Origin of the sequence: uncultured Amnibacterium sp. (assembly GCF_964244015.1) — a bacterium.
In the GTDB taxonomy this organism is placed as follows: Bacteria; Actinomycetota; Actinomycetes; order Actinomycetales; family Microbacteriaceae; genus Amnibacterium.
On record NZ_CAXTHO010000202.1, the window covers coordinates 1 to 2,678 of the forward strand.

Consider the following 2,678-nt stretch of genomic DNA (forward strand, 5'->3'; position numbering starts at 1 on the left):
GCCAGCACGTACTCGACGCCCTTGCGGTCCTCGAGCGTGAAGATGTCGTCGCCGTAGTCGTCGTAGCGGCCGGTGACCTTGTACGGCTCGACGGGCAGCAGCGCGGGGAAATGGACCTCCTGCGCACCGGCGGCGTCCATCTCCGACCGGATGATCGCCTCGACCTTCGCCTTGACGCGGAGTCCGAGCGGCAGCCACGCGAACCCGCCGGGCGCGACGCGCCGGATGTAGCCGGCGCGGACGAGCAGCTTGTGGTTGCGGAACTCGGCGTCGGCCGGGTCCTCACGCAGGGTACGGAGGAACAACCGGCTCATGCGCGTGACCACGGTCCAGCAGCCTACCGAGCCGAGAATCCGCGGCGGACGTGCCGCGGCCCCGGTCGGGGCGGGCGATCGGGGCCGGGCGAAGCGGGCGTTCGGGCCGCGCTGGAGCCCCAGGCTAAGACGGAGGCGAGGTGCCCGGGGCACGCGCGAGCGCCCCAGTTCGGGGGCCGCGAGCGACCGCCGACCATCGCGCGCTATTCCGATCAGTGCCCGAAGCCGTACAGCGCCGACGCCTGCGCGGGACTCAGCGCGACGGTCCAGATCGCGGTCTCGTCGAGGCTTCCGGAGAAAGCGCCGCCCGGACCCGCCGCGGAGTCGGCGGCGGCGTCCGTCCAACCGTCCGGGGCCGCCGCGTCGAGCGTGTCGTAGCCGAGACGCCAGTAGCCGTTGTAGGCCCCGATCTGGCCCGCGGGGTCGGGATCGCAGGCGATCGCCGGCTGCCCGTCGAGGTAGAGGTGCATGCCGGCCCCGTCCGCGTAGGTCGCGACCGCGTGGTGCCATGCCCCGTCGTCGACGGCCCCGCTGCTGCTGCACAGACGCGGGAAACCCGAGGTGCGCACGCCGAAGACGAGCCGCCCGGCCGTGTCGACGTACAGGTGCCGGTCGTAGTAGAGGGAGGCGGACGGCGAGGCCGGCTCCGACCCGAAGCCGATGATCCTGCCGCGGGGCGATCGGGTCCGGAACCAGGTGGCGATCGTGAAGGTCGTGGGCGACAGGACCGTCGGACCGGCGGTGAGGAAGCCGGCGTCCGTCCCGTCGACGGTGAGCGAGTCGCTCGCACCGGGAGCGCAGGTGCCGGCGGCGTGCGCGGCCCCGGCGTGGAACACGCCCTCGTGTCCTAAACCGGAGCTGTCCGGCTCCGTGGAGGCGGGCGACCGGTACTGGTACTCGTAGTAGGCCCACGGCGTCGGCAGCGCCGCCGGGAGGCTCCGGGAGGCGCAGGCGAACCCGGTCGCCGTCGCGAACTGCTCGGCGCCGGTGCTCGTGGTGTCCGTGAACGCGGCCCGCGCGCTCGGCGCGGCGGCGCCCGCGGTCACGACGACGGCGGCCACGAGCAGCAGCGGCCCGGTGGAGCGGAGGCGCCGAACCCGCCGGGCCATCGCCGTCACCTGGTGCCCGCGGACGCCTCCCGGTCGCGGCGCCCCCGGCTCCGGCACCTCGAGCCGCGCGAGCGCGAGGAGCACCGCCGTCGCCGCGATGCCAGCGGCGAGCGGACCGTACTGCCCGGTGCGGAGCCAGAGGATCGGCAGTCCCGCGGCCGGGACCCGGAGGAATCCGACGGAGTGGAGATGGTCCGGCGTGATCCGCGCGGCGTCGTTGCTCCCGTTGGCGTCACCGCGGAGGACGAGATCCCCGGCCGGATCGATCGCGACGAGCCGGTGCAGCCGCATCCGCCCCGCCCAGTCCGGGTCGTCGACCAGCACCACCGTGCCGATGCGCGCCTCCCGCGCGGTGATCGACCGGCTGATCACGACGTCGCCCGCGCGGATCCGCGGCGCCATCGAGTCGGACATGACGACCGTGGAGGTGAAGCCCAGGGCGACGGGGAGCAGCGACCAGAACGCGAAGCCGAGGGCGACCGCGAGGATCAGCCGCGCGGCGAGCGCGGCCAGCAGGATCAGCCAGGCCGCGGCGGCGGACTCGGACGCATCGGGCGACGACCGCAGCGGCGGACCCGGGCTCGTCCCGGTCAGCTGCTCTGGGCTTCCCATGTGAAGCCGATGGTCGAGGTGCCCCCCTCCGCCGTGTTCGGCGTCGAGCTGGACAGCGTGTACGCGAACCGGAACACCCGGGTCTCGGAGCCGGAGCCGCTCGGCGCCCACGCGGCGGACCCGGGCAGCCCGTGGCCGTAGTCCGTGGCCGACGCCGCGAACGCGGCGAGGGTGCCCGAGTAGACCACCGAGTTGCTCGGCGCCGGGCTGAAGCCCGTGCACCCTCCGGCGAACGAGCCGCCGGTGCCCTGCGTCACGTCGATGGTGAGGTAGTCCGAGAGGGCCCGGGTCGTGGCGTGCCCCGTGCCGTAGAGCTCCACCCTGGAGGGCACCGTCCCGCTCGACGTCACCGCGATGCAGCGCTCGCCGGTGTCGCCGGGTTTCAACCCGGACGCGGCGAACATCGCCGTCCCGCTGTCGTCGTCGCCGAGGGTCACCTGGCCTGCCGCCCAGCTGTTGCCCGAATCGACCGTCGACGCGCTGAAGGCGGAGTAGGACGACGTCGTCACGAGCGCTCCCGTGATGATGAGCGTCGTCGGGATCAGGATCAGGGTCAGCACCCTGCCGAGTCGACGGGAGGGAACTCGCATGCGCACCGCCTACCGATTCGTGGACTCGATCGGATTCCGACGGGCAGGCGCCG

At 73.7% G+C, this 2,678-nt stretch carries 2 protein-coding genes and 1 pseudogene; all 3 read right to left on the reverse strand.

From position 1 onward, the window contains the following. A pseudogene (locus ACFE67_RS14775) lies at positions 1-326 on the reverse strand (proline--tRNA ligase); the annotation flags it as partial. 200 nt (positions 327-526) lie between these two features. After that, positions 527-2,035, reverse strand: a complete 1,509-nt coding sequence (locus ACFE67_RS14780) for a LamG-like jellyroll fold domain-containing protein (RefSeq protein ID WP_375407629.1) — start codon at positions 2,033-2,035, stop codon at positions 527-529. Beyond that, positions 2,014-2,625, reverse strand: a complete 612-nt coding sequence (locus ACFE67_RS14785) for a hypothetical protein (RefSeq protein ID WP_375407630.1) — start codon at positions 2,623-2,625, stop codon at positions 2,014-2,016. Before ACFE67_RS14785 ends, ACFE67_RS14780 begins: the two co-directional genes overlap by 22 nt. Positions 2,626-2,678: the final 53 nt, after the last annotated feature.